This window comes from Pseudomonas sp. PDM25 (assembly GCF_019219045.1).
Taxonomy (GTDB): Bacteria; Pseudomonadota; Gammaproteobacteria; order Pseudomonadales; family Pseudomonadaceae; genus Aquipseudomonas.
Genome location: NZ_JAHUWL010000007.1, coordinates 326,471 through 344,395, shown reverse-complemented (window position 1 = coordinate 344,395; position 17,925 = coordinate 326,471). Strand labels below are relative to the sequence as shown.

The window sequence follows — 17,925 nt, the reverse complement described above, 5'->3', positions numbered from 1 at the left end:
CAGCTGCTACACAGTGGCGTTGACCCGGGCAATTGCCAGTTTTTCGTTCAACCTGTAGGGTCGCGATTTTTTACACCGCCTCAAAGAGATCAATCATGCAGGATGCAACCCTCCCCCGCCCGGCTTTGCTGGGTATCGATCTTGGGACCACCAATAGCCTGATCGCCGTTTGGCAGGAAGGTCGGGCACAGTTGATTCCCAACGCCCTCGGCGAATTTCTCACCCCTTCCGTCGTCAGCCTCGATGAGGACGACAGCATTTTGGTTGGCAACGCGGCACGCGCCCGCCTGACGACCCATCCAGAACGCACGGTGGCGGCGTTCAAGCGTTTCATGGGCAGTGACAAGCAGTTCGAATTGGGCGGTCGGCAATTCAGCCCGGAAGAACTGTCGGCGCTGGTGATCGGTTCACTCAAGCAGGATGCCGAAGCCTGGCTGGGCCACCCGGTGCACGAGGCGGTGATCTCGGTGCCGGCCTACTTCAGTGACGAGCAACGCAAGCGCACGCTGTTTGCCGCCGAACTGGCCGGCCTGGTGGTGTCGCGCTTGATCAATGAACCTACCGCCGCCGCCATGGCTTATGGGCTGCACGAGCAAAAATTCGAGCGCACGCTGATTTTCGATCTGGGCGGCGGCACCTTTGATGTCACGGTACTGGAATACGCATTGCCACTGATCGAGGTCCATGCCTCCACCGGCGACAACTTCCTCGGAGGCGAAGACTTTACCGCGGCGTTGATCCAGGCCTGCCTGAAAGACTGGCAACTCACTGCACAGATGATTGATGCCCAGGGCCTGGCCAGCCTCGGCGACGCCCTTGAGCAACTCAAATGCAAGCTCCCAGAAGGCGCGCAGCAACTGATCTGGAACGGTGCCGGCGAGTTGCGCGAATGGTCACTGGATGAAGCGGCGGCGCTGAATATCTGGGAGCCGCTGTTGGCCCGCTTGCGCGCCCCCATCGAACAAGCCCTGCGCGATGCCCGACTGAAGCCCAAGGACCTCGACAGCCTGGTGCTGGTCGGCGGCGCCACGCGGATGCCCGCGGTGCAGCAAATGGTTGCCACACTCTTCGGGCGTCTGCCTTATCGCCACCTCGACCCGGACACGATTGTCGCGCTGGGGGCGGCCACCCAAGCCGCGTGCAAGGCCCGCGATGGTGCCATCGAGGAACTGATCCTGACCGACGTCTGCCCCTACACGCTGGGCATCTCGACGAGTCGCGGTGAAGACGTCAGCGGCGCCTTCTCTCCCATCATCGAGCGCAACACCGTCATCCCGACCTCCCGGGTGCAACGCTTTTACACGACGCATCCACAGCAGGCGTTTATCCGCATTGCGGTCTATCAGGGTGAGCGGCCGTGGGTACGCGACAATATTTTCATCGATACCTTCGACGTACCCGTGACACCCGGCGACCAGACACAAGCCCTGGATGTACGCTTCAGTTACGACATCAATGGCTTGCTCGAAGTCGATGTGACCTTGCTGGCCAGCGGTGAACGCCACAGCCACAGCATCGACCGCAGTCCCACCGGGCTTGATCAGCAATCACGGCAAAACAGCCATGAACGTCTCACCGCCCTGAAAATTCACCCGCGCGATGCGCTGCCCAATCGCACCCTGCTGGCGCGACTGGAGCGTGCCTGGATGCAAAGCCTGGGCGATGAGCGTGAACAAATTGCCGGTTGGCTGGATGCGTTTACCGCCGTGCTCGGTGGCCAGCAATCCGTGGAGATTGCCAGCCATCGGTCACAACTCAATAAGGCGCTGGACCAACTCCGCCTTTAACCATTGAGCCGCCGCAGGGTGGCCTGCAAACCACCGGGCAGTGCGTCTTCACCCGCGCTATCCAGTGGCACGCCATAGCGGTTGGGCAGTTTGTCACCGGGAAACGCGAACAACACCAGCGGCAGAAACGGCAACACCGGTGCCAGGCAGCAGCAAATCAGCAACGTGGGAATTCCGCGACCGAGGTCATGCAGGCGCCTTAATACAGCACTGAGTAGAAACGCGACGCCCAGCAACAGCACAGCGGGGGTGCCGCTGAATATCATCACGACAAGGGTGATCAGCATGCATCCCAGCACCTGTCCGATAAATGCGCTGCGCCCCAGCCGCGAACCCAGGCGCCAAAAAGCAGCGGATGGCGTTGGGCGGCTGTCGCTTTTGGCCAGCAGCAGGCGTTCGCTCCAGGACAGCAATGCACTCAATGCCAGACGCAGGCCCACGCTGTTCGCAACATCATCCTTGCCACGCTGCAACTGCCGTAGCACCTTGGTTCTCGGCACACCCGCCGCACCATAACGAACCAGGCCTCTCAGCATATCGAGGACTTCGTAGACCAGCAGCTTGTCGACGCCGAAATCCGTCAACACTTTGCGAGGCGGCCACACAGGGTCCCCTTTGATCAAACCGTCACGAAACGCTTCGAACCAATCATCTTCACAACTGATGGCGGCGATGGATTGCAGCAGTGCGCGATGTTGCTCGGCATCCAGGCCCGGATCGTGATACAGCACCCCCCAAAGCAGCATCAGCCCCAGCAAATCCTCGCCGCACGCCTCAGGATCACTTTCAATGCAGGTATAGAGTTGTACATTGCCAGGCAGCGCTGCACTGTCGAGCGCCTGTTGAACATTGAACAATTTCTGCACGAGCAAACCATGAACCGGATCGGTACCTTGCAGCCACCCCAGTAAACCGGCGCAGTTACCTTGTTCACGTTGCAAACGCCGCAGTAACGGTTGCAGGCGACTCAGGGGATGAGCCGAATTGACCTCCAGCCGCTCCAGACAGTGCGAATCGATCAACGTTAGCCAACGTTCTGGCTGGTCGAGCAACGCCAGCAGGAACATCGTTTGAGCGTGCCATTGCCACTGCGCCTCACCTTGCGTAATGACCGGCAGAACCGCGCCCCGCTGCCCCAACTGGACCAGCAGGCTCAAATCCCGCAAGTTTACGTCCGCCTCTGCGTCATGCAGATCAAATGCCTGATCGGTCCGCTCCAGCGCAGACTGATCGTAAACCCGCAGCCTGCGCAGCCACAGGCGGCAAATCTTGTGCGGCTCGCCCTTCGTCAGTTCCTCGGCCAATTGCGGTTGAACTGAACGACTGTTGAGAAAGGCCTTCATCGCCAACGGGATTGGTGCCTGATTCAACCAGCAAAGTTGCTGCTCTGCCTGATACTTGAACCCGCTCAGCACCAGGCCTTCAAGGGCATCGACCGGGTGCGGTTCATCCAGTATGTGTTGCAACAAGCCCGCATCCCCACGATGCAAGGCCCACGCATACCAATACAGGCGTTGTAAGCGAGAATCAGCATGCTCCCCTAGAAGCAATGCCAACAGAGGCAGCTCATCCCCCGTCATCCGCCAGTCGACAAATGCGGCCGTCAAACCTTGCAAGTTGAGTTGCCCAGCCCCAAGCCAGCGGGCCAGTGTTTCGGGACGCTGTGAAGGGCTGCCATATTCTTGAGTGACATCGTCGAGGTCACAGGACCAATCGCGGAAGTTTTCCAGACGATCAAACGCCTGAATCAACAGCGCGAGAAAGCCCGGTTGACGCTTGGCGCAAAGCTCCAGCAAGCGGCATTCGGCCTTCGGGTGACGATGTTCCTGCCAGAGCCGGATCCAGCAAGGCAGCGCTTGATCCTCCAGCCCCAGCAAACTGGTTTGGCACGCCAACAAATAAAGCCAGTCGACATCGTCTGGCGCTTGCGCATGTTGTTCGACACACAGCTGTTGCAGACCTGTACCACCGATACCCGCCTGAGTGAACCGCACCAGCAACCGCTTGATAAATGCTTCGTCCGCCGGCAACGGCAAACATGTGTGATGGCTGGCGAAGTCTTCGAATTCATGAAGCGGACGATGATCGAAGATGTAGTCGAGGCTGCGGGCATACCAGAGGGTTTCCGTCTGTGCAGGCTCAGACCAGCCACTCATCAGTGTGGTGTCGAACGGGTCCGGCAACCTGATGCGCTGCAGAAACGCTTCGACTTCTTTCGCCTGGTCGAACTCCAGATCCAGCAACTGGTGTTCCCAGGCCATCCGTTGCGCCAACAGGTTTGCACAACGATAAGACAGTGGCCCGGCGTTGGCCAACGGATGGAATAGCCCCCAACTAAGGTCATCAAGCGCGTCCAGCGGCAACTGATCCAACGCTTTAACAAACGCTTGCCAGGCTTGCAGATTGAAGCGACGCGCCGGATCTTCGAGCAACGCGTAAAAATCCACTACGGTCTGCGGGATTTCGGGCGCGCCAGCGCCCTCATCTTCGATTTCGGGCTCCTCGAACCGGGCGAAGCGGGTAGCGCTTTCATAAGCTTCACGCAGTGCCTGAAAGCCCTGCGGATCACTCTCCGGATGATGCTCCGGCAGACGCGCGCGGTAAGCATCTCTAATCAGCGTTTGGTCTTTGGTGGGCTCTATGCCCAAACGTATCCAGCAACTCATGACCAGTCGAACTCCCCTAGGGACGCCGGGCGTGGCGGCGGATTGAGGTCCAGATGCCAGGGCAAATCGGCCAGAAAAGCAGGCATGTTCTGGTTCAGGCCGTGAGCGATGCGCAGACTGCTCGAAAACTCCCCTTGTCGATCCAGTTCGTAAGCGAGCGTAGGGTCACTGCTGTTCAGGCAGCCCCAGAATGAGCGGCCGGTCAGAAATCCATTGAAATAAGAAAACCAGCTGCCGTAGTGGTATTGCGCCCTGACTGCCAGTCGACAATGCAGCCAGAGGCTCTCGGAGAGATCGATCCACTCGTTGCGCACTCCGCAACGCAGGAGAAACCCCATACGCCCCAAATCCCACGCCTGAATACCACCCGCCCCGCAGCCGTCATAGGTACGACTGGCAAACTCATGCAAGACGCGCTCACGCGGCTCTAGTGTCTCGAGCAAAGCCTGCCACTCACTGGGCAAACAGCGCTGCCAGGAGCGATACGCCCCTTCGAGATGTGTGGCGTGACCGTTATCGGTCATTCTTTCGAGCATGCCCAACAACTGCGACCGGTCATTGATGCCCCAGCTGCATTGCAGGTCGATAAATTGCGGATCGGAGTAGAAAGCAGGCTCGTCGTAATTCGCGCGAGGATTAAGGGCTACCATTGGCGCAGAAAGACCGCACAGCCAACGCTGTTGTATCTCGTCCATGAAAAAAAGCTCCGGGCCGACCAGGCAGGATGGGGATCGGCAAACTGGCGTGGATTGTAGAGAAACCGTCGCAAGGCGGCAAAGTACGCATGACCGTTTTTTCGCACAAACAAAAAGGCCCCGACAAGTCGGGGCCTTCATTCAGCGGATTACAGCCTGCTCAGACGAATGTGTGTCTTCGAATGACTCAGTGCTGCAGCGCTGGCTTTTGCGTCCCGTTGATCGGGATGCGTTTGGCTTTCGCCTCTTCCGGAATTACCCGCAACAGGTCGATGCTCAACAAACCGTTGCTCAGACCGGCGGCCTTGATTTCGATATGGTCCGCCAGACGGAAGGACAGTTTGAAGGCACGCTGTGCGATGCCTTGGTACAGATAGGTGACGTCTTCGGTCGCGTCACGCTTGCCGCCACTGATGGTCAGCACACCTTTTTCCACTTGCAGCTCCAGGTCTTCTTCCTGGAAGCCGGCGGCCGCTACGACGATACGGTATTGGTCGTCGCCGTGTTTTTCCACGTTGTAAGGTGGGTAGGTGCTGCCTGGCTCGTTGCGCAGGGCGGTTTCGAACAGGTCATTGAAACGGTCGAAACCTACCGAGGAGCGGAACAGTGGTGCCATGGAAAATGCAGTACTCATGATTCAAATCTCCTGAAACATATCAGCAAGTTTTTTTGTCTCCGCGACCCGAATTCGGCATCGCGTAATCCTTAGATAAGGACCGCTGATTGCTTTTCAAGAGATTATCTACAGATTTTTTTAGGCGGCTTCGGACACCTGAAGACCCAGTAAACGCGAGACATGATCCAGTTCGGTCTCACGGCGCAGCACGTTGAACAGCTCGACCGCTTCGGGATAATTGCGGGTCAGCATCGCCAGCCACTGCTTCAAGCGACCCGGCGATTGGCGTGCCGTCATCTGCGCCTTGGCTTGCAACCAAAAGTCCTGAATCAATGGCAGCAACTCGGCCCAGGTCATCTCGACGACGTCCTCACCCGCCCGCGCCATTGCGATTTGCCGTGCCAGGTCCGGACGCGAAACCAGGCCGCGACCGAGCATGATGTCCTCGACGCCGCTGATTTCACGGCAACGACGCCAGTCTTCGACGCTCCAGATGTCGCCATTGGCGAATACCGGAACCTTGACCACATCCTGCACTCGGGGGATCCATTCCCAATGGGCCGGCGGCTTGTAGCCGTCAGTTTTGGTCCGCGCGTGAACCACGATGTGCGCAGCGCCACCTTCGGCCAGAGCCGTGGCGCACACCAGCGCACCGTCCGGGCTGTCGAAACCGAGGCGCATCTTGGCAGTCACCGGAATGTGCGCCGGAACGGCACGACGCACGTGTTCGACAATCTGGTTCAGCAGCTCAGGCTCTTTGAGCAGCACCGCGCCGCCACGGGACTTGTTCACGGTCTTGGCCGGGCAGCCGAAGTTCAGGTCGATGACCTCGGATCCCAGTTCGCACGCCAGCGCGGCGTTTTCCGCCAGGCAAACCGGATCGGAACCGAGCAGCTGCACCCGCAGCGGCACGCCGGATGCGGTGCGGGCACCGGTCAGCAGTTCCGGGCCGAATTTGTGGTAATAGGCAGGCGTGAGCAGTTGATCGTTGATCCGAATGAACTCGGTCACGCACCAATCGATACCGCCCACACGGGTCAGCACGTCCCGCAGGATGTTGTCGACCAACCCCTCCATGGGCGCCAAAGCAATTTGCATGAAAAACACACTCAACGAAAAACGTGCGGCAGTTTACTGGATTGCGCGGAAAATCTGCAGAACATCGCAGATTCCCCTGTGGGAGTGAGCCTGCTCGCGATAGCGTTGTGTCAGCCAACAGTGATGCTGCCGATGCGCCGCCTTCGCGAGCAAGCCCGCTCCCACATTAGATTGTGGTTGTATCCAAGACTTGCAACGCGGGGCCGTAGCCCTCGATGAACTCCGCCGGCATGCGCCTGGGCTTGCCGGTCGACAGTTCGATGCAGACGAAGGTGGTCTGCGCCCGCAGCAACGTGGTGTTGTCACTGGGGCGCTTCAACTGAAAGTGCCGGGTCATTTTCAGGCGCTGGTCCCAATCGACGATCCAGGTCGCCAATTGCAACTCATCGCCTTCATAGGCGGCCGCCAGGTAATCGATCTCGTGCCGCACCACCGCCATTGCCCGATCCAGCCGACGATACTCGACCAGGTCCAGGCCAAGCCGCTGGGAATGGCGCCAGGCACAGCGTTCGAGCCAGGTCACGTACACCGCGTTATTCGCGTGCCCCAACCCATCGATGTCCTCTGCGCCGACTTCCAGATCAATGATAAATGGCGTTGCCCGATCCCAGCCCATGCCCCACTCCCGGTCAGAAAATTTTCACCGGGGCAGTGTAACGGATGCTCAGGCCGATTGGCGCGATTGCAGACTGCGACCGGCGAGCAACGAGAGAACGCCTTCGATCACCCGAGGGTCAGCCAGCACCCGTTGATGACCACCCTCCTCCAGGCGCAACAGACGGCTATCAAACCAGGCCTCGTTGATCAGCTGCGATTCCTTGACCGGAACGTAGCAGTCGTCTTCGGCGTGAACGATCAGGCCGGGCATATCGAGCTGATAGTGCGCGACATCCAGTGCCGCAGCGCGCATGCCGACGTCTCTTTCGACCTGACGTATGAACGCCGAGCGGGCTTTCGGCGGCAGCCGTACATAGCGGGCGAAACCGCGCAATACGCCGAGAATCCGCGCAGGGGCTGCGATAGTGACCAGGGTTTCGGTACGCAGGCCCAATTGAACGGCGAGCATGGCACTGGCGCCGCCCATCGAGTGGCCGATGACGGCTTGCAGCGGTGGCAACTCGGCAGCAGCCTCAAGCATGGCCCGGGCGAACAGCACCACATTGGCCTCGCGACCCGGCGAGCGACCGTGGGCCGGACCGTCCAGCGCAACCACGGTGTAACCGGCGTCGACCAGCGCGGTGATCAGGCTGGCAAACTGCGTCGGCCGGCCTTCCCAACCGTGCATCAGCAACACGGCAGGGCCTTGCCCCCAACGCAGCGCCGAGAGACCGAAGCGCAAGGTGATTCGCTCGGACTTCGCCAGCAGCGGCAATTCCCAATCACGCGGCGGCAGTTCTCGCGGTGTCATGAATGCCAATCGCATTTTGCTCGCGACCAGTTTCGGTGCGAACCAGCCCAAGGTGCCATTAACGCCACGAACCCACTTCAACGTGCTCATCGCTCTCACTCCTCAGGCCAATGCCTTTAGGTCACAGCACCGCAGACTTCGCGGCGCGCAGCAATCGATCGGACAATTCTCCTGGCCCCAACGCGCGAGCCAAAGCCAAACCACCGACCATCAAGGCCATGTCGGCCAAGGCTTTGTCGGTGTCTTCCGGGCTGGCCGCCAACTGCGCGACCATCATTTCCACATGCTCATTCAACGCCACGCGAAACGCGTCCGGCAGACGCCCCAACTCGCCGACAGAAGCCGGAATCGGGCAGGCTGACTCAGAGGAATCACGGTGTTTGCGCGACAGATAAAACGCAGCAACCAACGCGCGACGTTCTTCGCCGGTCAATTCGGCGTCCATATCGGCGATCAAGCCACGGCGATGACCGAGCAGTTGCTTGAACGCTTCCAGCATCATCGCGTCCTTGCTTTCGAAGTGCGCGTAGAAACCGCCGACGGTCAGGCCGGCCGCGCCCATCACTTCGCCCACGCTCGGTTCGGCCGGGCCGCGCTGAATCAGCGCTGCGCTGGCAGCCTTGAGGATGCGTTCGCGGGTTTGAGCTTTTTTATCGTTCATCGTTGCCTCCGAATATTACGACTAGAATATTATTCTCATAATAATTTTACGCAAGTCGTGGATGTGACCGCTGGTCTGAAGAACAGTTTGAAAGAAATAGGGGATTTGGCCAAACGCCAGACAAACAAAAGGGCCATTCAATAATTGAATGACCCTTATAAAATCCCGCAGAGCGGGTAATCGTGGCGTCCCCTAGGGGACTCGAACCCCTGTTACCGCCGTGAAAGGGCGGTGTCCTAGGCCACTAGACGAAGGGGACGCAAAACCTTCTATACAACTGATCAGTGCTGAGAGCTGATCGATTCAAGGCCGGTGTGGCCAGACCTTGAACTGTAAAATTGGTGGAGCTAAGCGGGATCGAACCGCTGACCTCCTGCATGCCATGCAGGCGCTCTCCCAGCTGAGCTATAGCCCCGGATTTTTCGCCTCGCGGCGGAGCGACATCTTGCAACATCGCTTCTGTAAAACTGGCGTCCCCTAGGGGACTCGAACCCCTGTTACCGCCGTGAAAGGGCGGTGTCCTAGGCCACTAGACGAAGGGGACGCAAACCCTTCTATACAACAGATCACCGCTGAGTGGTGATCGCTTCAAGGCCGGTGTGGCCAGACCTTGAAGTGTAAATTGGTGGAGCTAGACGGGATCGAACCGTCGACCTCTTGCATGCCATGCAAGCGCTCTCCCAGCTGAGCTATAGCCCCTCATCGCTGAGGACGGGGCGAATCTTAATGGCGCATCGGAAAGCTGTCAAACTTATTTTTAAAATATTTCAAAGTTTTTTGCCGACATAACAATCACTTACCGCCCTCCCCCTGCAAAACCGGGGTAGCGCCGAAGAGCCGGATCAAAAGATCGTCCGAACGCGGCTCGAACCTTCGGCAGCTCCTACGCAGGATCAAACAATTTTAGGCGATGCTGCCCAAGAGTTTTTCCCACTCCTTGTTTTCCTTCTTCGACACGCCGCCCAGCAAGTCGATCGCCTGGCGCAGACGGAAACGGGTCAGGTCCGGACCCAGGATTTCCATCGCATCGAGCACCGACACCGAACTGGCCTGGCCAGTGATCGAGGCGAACATCAGTGGCATGGCGTCACGCAGCTTCAGCTCCAGGGATTCGACCACCGCCTGAATCGTTGCGGTGATGCTGTCCTTCTCCCACTGACGCAGGCTTTCCAGCTTCCACAAGATCAACTGCATCAATTGACGCACCTGATCGCCCGACAGTTTTTTGGATTCAAACAGCTTGACGTCCGGGTTCACACCACCGGCGAAGAAGAAACCGGCCAGCGGTGCAACCTGGCTGAAGGTTTCAACCCGACCCTGCACGTGCGGCGCGATCTTCATCATGTATTCCGGGTTCAACGCCCATTTTTGCAGGCGCGAAGCGAACTCTTCCACCGGCAGATCACGCAGCCACTGGCCGTTGAGCCACGACAGTTTCTCGATGTCGAAAATCGGCCCGCCGAGGGAGACGCGGCTCAGGTCGAAGTTGTCGACCATTTCCTGCAGCGAGAACTTCTCGCGCTCGTCCGGCATCGACCAGCCCATGCGACCGAGGTAGTTGAGCATCGCTTCCGGCATGAAACCCATGCGCTCGTAGAACGTCACCGAGGTCGGGTTCTTGCGTTTGGACAGCTTGCTCTTGTCCGGGTTACGCAGCAGTGGCATGTAGCACAGCTCGGGTTGTTCCCAGCCGAAGTACTCATAAAGCAGGATCAGTTTCGGCGCCGAGGGCAGCCACTCTTCGCCACGCAGGACGTGGGTGATGCCCATCAGGTGGTCGTCGACCACGTTGGCCAGGAAGTACGTCGGCAGGCCGTCGGTCTTCATCAGCACTTGCATGTCCATACGATCCCACGGGATCTCGACGTCGCCACGCAGCATGTCCGGCACCACGCAAACGCCTTCGCTCGGCACTTTCATGCGGATCACATGCGGCTCGCCAGCGGCCAGGCGACGCGCGACTTCTTCCTTGGACAGCAACAGCGCACGGCCGTCGTAACGTGGGGTTTCGCCGCGGGCCATTTGCTCGGCGCGCATCTGGTCCAGCTCTTCGGCGGTGCAGAAACACGGGAAGGCGTGACCCATTTCGACCAGCTGCTGGCAGTACTTCTGATAGATATCGCCACGCTCGCTCTGACGGTAAGGACCGTGCGGGCCGCCAACATCCGGGCCTTCGCTCCAGTCGATACCCAACCAGCGCAGGGCGTCGAAAATCTGTTGTTCGGACTCGCGGGTCGAACGCAATTGGTCGGTGTCTTCGATCCGCAGGATGAACTCACCGCCGTGCTGCTTGGCAAAGCAGTAGTTGAACAAAGCGATGTAAGCGGTACCTACGTGGGGATCCCCGGTAGGCGATGGCGCGATGCGAGTGCGGACGGTGGTCATGGCAAGTCTCGAAATGAAGATAAAACAAAGGGCGAATGGTAACAGGCGTTGGCCGCCTGGCTCCAGTGAGCAGGGCATTTAAGCCAAGGTTGCGTCTACAACGCGCTCCAGCCTTGGTGAATGGCCGATTATCGGCCGATGGCATTTACCCATCATTCGCTGTATGCCAGATTTGACCACTGATAACTTTCCTTACAAATTCTCGACTACAGTCTGCCCATGCCTGCCCAACTCAAGCGTCGCCTGTTTATTTTTCTGTTGATCGTCCTGCTGGTTGCCGGGGGCTTTTTTGCCCAGTGGTTCTTCAAGGGGCGATTCTATGAAAGCACCGACAACGCTTATGTCCAGGGCGAGATCACCCGTGTGTCGAGTCAATTGGGCGCGCGCATCGATCAGGTGCTGGTGCAGGACAACCAGCACGTCGAGAAAGGTCAATTACTGATCAAGCTCGAAGGCGATGATTTCCACCTCGCCGTCGACCGCGCCAACGCCACCCTCGCCACCCGTGAAGCCGAACGCCTGCAAGCCCGAAGCAAGCTGACTCAGCAAGCCAGTCTGATCGCCGCCAGCGAGGCGCAAGTCGCGTCCAGCCAGGCCAGCCTCGGTCGTTCGCAGATCGATTTGTCTCGCGCGCAAACGCTGCGCAAACCCGGCTATGTCTCGGAAGAACGGGTGACCACCCTCTCCGCCGACAACCACATCGCCCGCTCGCAAGTGACCAAGGCTCAAGCGGACGCACAAAGTCAGCGCCAACAAATCAACTCACTGAGCGCCGAGATCAAACGACTCGACGCCATGATCGCCAACGCCAAAACCGATCTGGCCCAGGCCGAACTGAACCTGACCCGCAGCGAAATCCATGCACCCATCAGCGGCCTGATCGGCCAGCGCGCCGCCCGCGAAGGCCAGTATGTGCAGGCGGGTGCTTACTTGATGTCGATCGTGCCGGATCAGGACATCTGGATTCAGGCCAACTTCAAGGAAACCCAAATCGGCCACATGCAGCCTGGCCAAAAAGCCGAACTGACGTTCGATGCCTACAGCGACACGCCCATCGAAGCACGAGTCGATAGCCTGTTCGCCGCTTCGGGCGCGCAGTTCAGCCTGTTGCCGCCGGACAATGCCACCGGCAACTTCACCAAAGTCGTACAACGGATTCCGGTAAAACTGACCTTCGCCGCGAACAATCCGCTGCAAGGCAAGATTCGTCCGGGCATGTCGGTCACCGCCAAAGTGAACATCAAAGACGCCCCTGACGATGGCCGGTGATCAACTGATCCGCCCGGTCGGCGAACCGACCCGGCGGGACTGGATCGCGGTCATGAGCGTGATGCTCGGTGCATTCATGGCAGTGCTCGACATCCAGATCACCAACTCGTCGCTCAAGGATATTCAGGGCGCGCTGTCGGCGACTCTGGAAGAAGGCTCGTGGATTTCCACCTCGTACCTGGTGGCGGAAATCATCATGATCCCGCTGACGGCGTGGCTGGTGCAGTTGCTCTCGGCGCGGCGACTGGCGGTGTGGGTGTCCCTCGGATTTCTCGCTGCTTCCCTGCTCTGCTCCATGGCCTGGAGCCTGGAAAGCATGATCGTCTTCCGCGCCTTGCAGGGTTTCACCGGCGGTGCGCTGATCCCGCTGGCGTTCACCCTCACGCTGATCAAACTCCCCGAACACCACCGAGCCAAAGGCATGGCGATGTTTGCCATGACCGCAACGTTCGCGCCCTCTATCGGCCCGACCCTCGGTGGTTGGTTGACCGAGAATTGGGGCTGGGAATACATCTTCTACATCAACATTCCGCCGGGCCTGATCATGATCGCCGGTCTGATGTACGGCCTGGAGAAGAAAGAAGCCCACTGGGAACTGCTGAAAAGCACCGACTACCTGGGCATTCTCACGCTGGGCGTCGGCCTCGGTTGTTTGCAGGTGTTTCTAGAGGAAGGCCATCGCAAGGACTGGCTGGAGTCGAGCCTGATCGTGACCCTGGGCAGCATCGCGCTGGTCAGCCTGATCACCTTTGTGATCGTGCAGACGTCCAAGCCCAACCCGCTGATCAACCTCGGCATCCTGCGCAATCGCAACTTTGGTTTATCGAGTATTTCCAGTGTCGGGATGGGTGTCGGATTGTACGGCTCGATCTACCTGTTGCCGCTGTACCTGGCGCAGGTCCAGAACTACAACGCCCTGCAGATCGGCGAAGTGATCATGTGGATGGGCGTGCCGCAGCTGTTTTTGATACCGCTGGTGCCGAAGCTGATGAAGTACGTCTCGCCGAAATGGCTTTGCACGCTGGGTTTCGGGCTATTTGGCTTGGCGAGTTTTTCATCGGGGGTGTTGAACCCGGACTTCGCCGGGCCGCAGTTCAATCAAATCCAGATCATCCGCGCGCTGGGCCAGCCGCTGATCATGGTGACCATCTCGTTGATCGCCACGGCGTACATCCTGCCGCAGGACGCGGGTTCGGCGTCGAGCCTATTCAACATCCTGCGCAACCTCGGCGGCGCGATTGGCATCGCCCTCCTCGCCACGTTGCTGGATGCGCGAACCAAGACTTACTTTGATTATTTACGTGAAGCGCTTGTGCCGACCAACCCGCAGGTGGCCGAGCGCATGGCGTCGCTGACGGATCGGTTTGGCAGTGAGACGGCCGCGCTGGGCAAGCTCAGCGAAATTGCGCATCAGCAGGCGTCGATCATGGCTTACAACGATGCGTTTCACTTTGTCGGGATCGCGCTGGGGATCAGCATGCTGGCGGTGTTGCTGACCAAGGCGTTGCCGGCGGGACTCAAGGCTGGCGAAGCACACTAATTGATATTTGTAGCGCCCGTACTGGCCTCTTCGCGGGCAAGCCCGCTCCCACAGGGTCTGTGGGTGGACACAAATTGTGTGACCACCCTCATCATTGTGGGAGCGGGCTTGCTCGCGAAGAGGCCGGTTCAGGCGCAGCAAATCAAACAGTGATCAACCGATCCCGCAACTTGCCAATCTCGTCGCGCATCTGCGCCGCTGCTTCGAACTCCAGGTCGCGGGCGAGCTGGTACATTTTCTCTTCCAGCGCCTTGATACGCTTGGCGATCTCGCCCGGCGAACGCAATTCTGCTTCGTACTTGGCGCTTTCCTCGGCGGCCTTGGCCATGCCTTTGCGCTTCTTGCTACGCGAACCCGGCACGGTGGCGCCTTCCATGATGTCGGCAACGTCCTTGAACACGCCCTTGGGCGTGATGCCATTGGCCAGGTTGAAGGCAATCTGCTTGTCGCGACGACGCTCGGTTTCGCCGATCGCCCGCTCCATGGAACCGGTGATGCGATCGGCATAGAGAATCGCCCGACCATTGAGGTTGCGCGCCGCCCGGCCGATGGTCTGGATCAGCGAGCGCTCGGAACGCAGGAAGCCTTCCTTGTCCGCATCGAGGATCGCCACCAGCGAGACTTCCGGCATGTCCAGGCCTTCACGCAGCAGGTTGATCCCCACCAACACATCGAAAGTGCCCAGACGCAGATCGCGGATGATTTCTACCCGCTCCACGGTGTCGATGTCCGAGTGCAGGTAACGCACCCGCACGCCGTGGTCGGCCAGGTAATCGGTCAAGTCTTCAGACATGCGTTTGGTCAGGGTGGTGACCAGCACCCGCTCTTCCAGCGCCACGCGCTTGCCGATCTCCGAGAGCAGATCGTCGACCTGGGTCAACGCCGGACGGATTTCGATTTGCGGGTCCACCAGACCAGTTGGACGCACCAGCTGCTCGACCACACGACCGGCATGCTCTGCTTCGTAATTGCCCGGGGTTGCCGAGACAAAGATCGTCTGCGGGCTGATGTTTTCGAATTCGTCGAAACGCATCGGTCGGTTATCCAACGCGGACGGCAGACGGAAACCGTATTCCACCAGCGTCTCTTTACGCGAACGGTCGCCCTTATACATGGCGCCGACCTGCGGCACGCTGACATGGGATTCGTCGATCACCAGCAAGGCGTCGGCCGGCAGGTAGTCAAACAGAGTCGGTGGCGCCTGCCCGGATTCGCGACCGGACAAGTAGCGCGAGTAGTTTTCGATACCGTTGCAATAACCCAGCTCAAGGATCATCTCCAGGTCGAAACGGGTGCGTTGCTCCAGGCGCTGGGCTTCCACCAGTTTATTGTTGGAGCGCAAGTATTCCAGGCGTTCCTGCAACTCGACCTTGATCCCTTCAACGGCATCCAGCAGGGTTTCTCTCGGGGTGACATAGTGGCTTTTCGGATAGAACGTGAAACGCGGCAGCTTACGAATCACTTCGCCAGTCAGCGGATCGAAGGCCGACAGGCTCTCCACTTCGTCATCGAACAGCTCGATGCGGATCGCTTCGAAATCGGATTCCGCCGGATGGATATCGATCACGTCGCCACGCACCCGGAAGGTCGCACGGGCAAACTCCATGTCGTTGCGCGTGTACTGCAAGTCTGCCAGGCGACGCAGCAACGCACGCTGATCGAGCTTGTCGCCGCGATCCACGTGAAGAACCATCTTCAAATAAGTTTCCGGACTGCCCAGACCGTAGATGCACGACACCGTGGTGACGATGATCGCGTCTTTGCGCTCCAGCAGCGCCTTGGTCGCAGACAATCGCATCTGCTCGATGTGATCGTTGATCGAGGCGTCTTTCTCGATGAACGTATCCGATGACGGCACGTAGGCTTCGGGCTGGTAGTAGTCGTAGTACGAAACGAAGTATTCGACGGCGTTGTTCGGGAAGAACGCCTTGAACTCACCGTACAACTGCGCGGCCAAGGTTTTGTTCGGCGCCAGCACCAGGGTCGGACGCTGAATCTGGGCGATCACATTGGCGATGCTGAAAGTCTTGCCCGAGCCGGTCACACCGAGCAACGTCTGGTGCGCCAGCCCGGCTTCGATGCCCTCGACCATCAGGCGGATGGCTTCCGGCTGATCGCCGGCGGGCTCGAAGCGGGTGACTAGCTGGAATTCAGACATGAAATACCTCTCGGTTTTCGAAGCAGGAGTCGCGCCTGTCCGGGTGAACCGGGCAGCAACGGGAAAGACCGCAAACGACCGATGTCGCCCGAGGAAAAAACTGGATTGTGCTCAATGTGGAGCCGATTGCCATCGCTTTCAAGGCAAACGTCCTACATCGGGTAAAACCTCTGACGATGCCAATCGACTAACGGTCGAGAAATAATCGGAAAAACTTACCGCAAAAGCCGAATCGTCTGTCGCCATCAATCGCAGATGGCCTCTATACTAGCTCCCCGTTTGTGCACCGCTCTAGTGCATTCGGCTGGAGCGCGACACGTCCCTCCACTTTCCATTCAGAGCCGCCGCAAAATGAGCCTGTTCTCCGCTGTCGAAATGGCACCACGCGATCCAATCCTGGGCCTCAACGAAGCATTCAACGCCGATACCCGTACCAACAAGGTCAACCTGGGGGTCGGTGTTTACTGCAACGAGGAGGGGCGAATTCCACTCCTGCGCGCCGTTGTCGAAGCCGAGACGATTCGCGTCGCTCAACACGCTTCCCGTGGCTACTTGCCAATCGACGGTATTGCCGCCTACGACCAGGCCGTGCAAAAACTGCTGTTTGGCAATGACTCGCCACTGATCGCCGCTGGCCGCGTCATCACCACCCAGGCCGTTGGCGGTACTGGGGCGCTGAAAATCGGTGCCGACTTCCTCAAGCAACTGCTGCCGAATGCCGTGGTGGCGATCAGCGACCCGAGCTGGGAAAACCACCGCGCGCTGTTCGAAACGGCCGGTTTCCCGGTGCAGAACTATCGCTATTACGACGCCGCCACCCACGACGTGAACCGTGCTGGCTTGCTGGAAGACTTGAACGCCCTGCCGTCCGGCTCCATCGTTGTCCTGCACGCGTGCTGCCATAACCCGACCGGTGTGGACCTGAGCCCGGCGGACTGGAACAACGTGCTGGAAGTCGTGAAAGCCAAAGGTCACGTACCGTTCCTCGACATGGCCTACCAGGGCTTTGGCGATGGCATCGATGAAGACGCCGCTGCCGTGCGTCTGTTCGCTGAATCGGGCCTGACCTTCTTCGTCTCCAGCTCGTTCTCCAAATCGTTCTCGCTGTACGGCGAGCGCGTGGGCGCCCTGTCGATCGTCAGCGAATCGAAAGAAGAAAGCGCGCGCGTGCTGTCGCAAGTCAAGCGCGTGATCCGCACCAACTACTCCAACCCGCCGACCCACGGTGCAAGCATCGTCGCCGCTGTACTGAACAGCCCGGAACTGCGTGCCCAGTGGGAAGAAGAACTGGCTGAAATGCGTCTGCGGATTCGCGGCATGCGCATTCAGATGGTCGACATGCTGGCGAAAAATGCTCCGCAGCGCGACTTCAGCTTCGTCGGTCGTCAGCGTGGCATGTTCTCTTACTCCGGCCTGACGGTTGAGCAAGTGACGCGCCTGCGCAGCGAGTTCGGCATCTACGCTTTGGACACCGGTCGTATCTGCGTGGCCGCGTTGAACCAGAGCAACATCGACGTCGTGACCAAGGCCATCGTTGCGGTGATCTGAATCGTCGAGTGGTAAAAAACGGGAAGCCCTTGGGCTTCCCGTTTTATTTGCCTCAGATAATTCCCAGCGCAGCGAACGACCGCTCTAGACTGCA

General features: G+C 59.1%; 13 protein-coding genes and 4 tRNA genes. 4 read left to right on the top strand and 13 right to left on the bottom strand.

What is annotated here, in order from left to right:
* Nucleotides 1-95 precede the first annotated feature (95 nt).
* The gene (locus KW848_RS15855) at nt 96-1,787 is read left to right on the top strand and encodes a molecular chaperone HscC (RefSeq protein WP_218537408.1); all 1,692 of its coding nucleotides are present in this window, start codon (nt 96-98) and stop codon (nt 1,785-1,787) included.
* Here KW848_RS15855 and KW848_RS15850 read toward each other — a convergent pair.
* The 12 genes from KW848_RS15850 to gltX form a co-directional block, all read right to left on the bottom strand.
* Nucleotides 1,784-4,453: a DUF805 domain-containing protein gene (locus KW848_RS15850; RefSeq protein ID WP_218537407.1), complete on the bottom strand. Its 2,670-nt coding sequence runs from the start codon at nt 4,451-4,453 to the stop codon at nt 1,784-1,786. The genes KW848_RS15855 and KW848_RS15850 overlap by 4 nt on opposite strands.
* On the bottom strand, nt 4,450-5,148 hold the full coding sequence (locus KW848_RS15845; RefSeq protein WP_218537406.1) for a DUF1266 domain-containing protein: 699 nt from the start codon (nt 5,146-5,148) through the stop codon (nt 4,450-4,452). Before KW848_RS15845 ends, KW848_RS15850 begins: the two co-directional genes overlap by 4 nt.
* A gap of 187 nt (nt 5,149-5,335) precedes the next feature.
* Nucleotides 5,336-5,782 (bottom strand): Hsp20 family protein, encoded by a 447-nt coding sequence (locus KW848_RS15840; protein ID WP_008151276.1) that lies wholly within the window; start codon nt 5,780-5,782, stop codon nt 5,336-5,338.
* A 120-nt stretch (nt 5,783-5,902) separates the two neighbouring features.
* Entirely contained in the window at nt 5,903-6,862 is a 960-nt protein-coding gene (locus KW848_RS15835; protein WP_218537405.1) for a tRNA-dihydrouridine synthase, read from the bottom strand.
* Nucleotides 6,863-7,028: 166 nt separating this feature from the next.
* Entirely contained in the window at nt 7,029-7,478 is a 450-nt protein-coding gene (locus KW848_RS15830) for a thioesterase family protein (protein WP_218537404.1), read from the bottom strand.
* Nucleotides 7,479-7,526: 48 nt separating this feature from the next.
* Complete coding sequence (locus KW848_RS15825; protein WP_140893593.1) at nt 7,527-8,360, bottom strand: alpha/beta fold hydrolase; 834 nt, start codon at nt 8,358-8,360, stop codon at nt 7,527-7,529.
* A gap of 31 nt (nt 8,361-8,391) precedes the next feature.
* On the bottom strand, nt 8,392-8,931 hold the full coding sequence (locus KW848_RS15820; RefSeq protein WP_008028313.1) for a TetR/AcrR family transcriptional regulator: 540 nt from the start codon (nt 8,929-8,931) through the stop codon (nt 8,392-8,394).
* A 183-nt stretch (nt 8,932-9,114) separates the two neighbouring features.
* Nucleotides 9,115-9,190: transfer RNA gene (locus KW848_RS15815), tRNA-Glu, on the bottom strand.
* Nucleotides 9,191-9,270: 80 nt separating this feature from the next.
* Nucleotides 9,271-9,346: transfer RNA gene (locus KW848_RS15810), tRNA-Ala, on the bottom strand.
* Nucleotides 9,347-9,399: 53 nt separating this feature from the next.
* Nucleotides 9,400-9,475 (bottom strand) — tRNA-Glu (locus KW848_RS15805).
* A gap of 79 nt (nt 9,476-9,554) precedes the next feature.
* A tRNA-Ala gene (locus tag KW848_RS15800) sits at nt 9,555-9,630 on the bottom strand.
* 204 nt (nt 9,631-9,834) lie between these two features.
* Nucleotides 9,835-11,316 carry a glutamate--tRNA ligase gene (gene gltX, locus KW848_RS15795; RefSeq protein ID WP_218537403.1) on the bottom strand — a complete coding sequence of 494 codons (1,482 nt, stop codon included), beginning with the start codon at nt 11,314-11,316 and terminating at the stop codon, nt 9,835-9,837.
* Between the two features lie 219 nt (nt 11,317-11,535).
* On the opposite strand from gltX, the gene KW848_RS15790 reads away from it, so the two are divergent.
* Nucleotides 11,536-12,585 carry an HlyD family secretion protein gene (locus tag KW848_RS15790; RefSeq protein WP_218537402.1) on the top strand — a complete coding sequence of 350 codons (1,050 nt, stop codon included), beginning with the start codon at nt 11,536-11,538 and terminating at the stop codon, nt 12,583-12,585.
* On the top strand, nt 12,575-14,125 hold the full coding sequence (locus KW848_RS15785) for an MDR family MFS transporter (RefSeq protein ID WP_218537401.1): 1,551 nt from the start codon (nt 12,575-12,577) through the stop codon (nt 14,123-14,125). Before KW848_RS15790 ends, KW848_RS15785 begins: the two co-directional genes overlap by 11 nt.
* Nucleotides 14,126-14,267: 142 nt before the next feature.
* On the opposite strand, the gene uvrB is transcribed toward KW848_RS15785, so the two are convergent.
* Complete coding sequence (gene uvrB, locus KW848_RS15780) at nt 14,268-16,283, bottom strand: excinuclease ABC subunit UvrB (protein ID WP_111450547.1); 2,016 nt, start codon at nt 16,281-16,283, stop codon at nt 14,268-14,270.
* Nucleotides 16,284-16,634: 351 nt separating this feature from the next.
* On the opposite strand from uvrB, the gene KW848_RS15775 reads away from it, so the two are divergent.
* A complete protein-coding gene (locus KW848_RS15775) occupies nt 16,635-17,831 on the top strand; it encodes an amino acid aminotransferase (RefSeq protein WP_218537400.1) in 1,197 nt (398 codons plus the stop codon).
* Nucleotides 17,832-17,925: the final 94 nt, after the last annotated feature.